Below are 563 nucleotides of genomic sequence, written 5' to 3'. Positions count from 1 at the left end.
GCATGCCGTGGCCGCGCAACAGCCGGAGCTTGTCGGCGAGCTTGTCGTCGTTGGTCGTGAGCATTCCGGCGTCGCCGTAGGCTCCGAGATTTTTGGTCGGGTAGTAGCTGAAACAGCCGATGTCGCCGATCGCGCCGGCCTGCTTGCCGCGGTATCCGGCGCCGATCGCTTGGCAGGCGTCTTCGATCACGGCCAAGCCGTGCAGCCGGGCCATGTCGACGATCGGTTGCATGTCGGCACATTGGCCGTAGAGGTGAACGGGGATGATCGCGCGGGTCATCGACGTAACGCGCCGCGAGACTTGCGACACGTCGAGGTTGCACGTATCCGGCTCAATATCCACGAACACCGGCGTCGCGCCCAAGCGCGTAACCGCCGAAGCCGTGGCGAAGAACGTATAGCTCGGGCAGATCACTTCGTCGCCCGGGCCGATATCATAGGCCATCAGCGCGAGCAGCAGTGCATCACTGCCCGAAGCGCAGGCGACGGCGTGCTTCGCGCCGGTCAGCCGCTGCATCGTGGCTTCCAACTGCACGACGTCCGGACCCAGCACAAACTTGCCC

At 64.8% G+C, this 563-nt stretch carries 1 protein-coding gene; it reads right to left on the bottom strand.

The features are described 5' to 3' along the window. On the bottom strand, window positions 1–563 hold a 563-nt coding region (locus JNK74_29790; GenBank protein ID MBL7650362.1), incomplete at both ends, for a DegT/DnrJ/EryC1/StrS family aminotransferase.

Source organism: Candidatus Hydrogenedentota bacterium (genome assembly GCA_016791475.1).
In the GTDB taxonomy this organism is placed as follows: domain Bacteria; phylum Hydrogenedentota; class Hydrogenedentia; order Hydrogenedentales; family JAEUWI01; genus JAEUWI01.
Note: the sequence above shows the minus strand (reverse complement) of the source record. Positions and strands in the feature narration are given on the sequence as shown.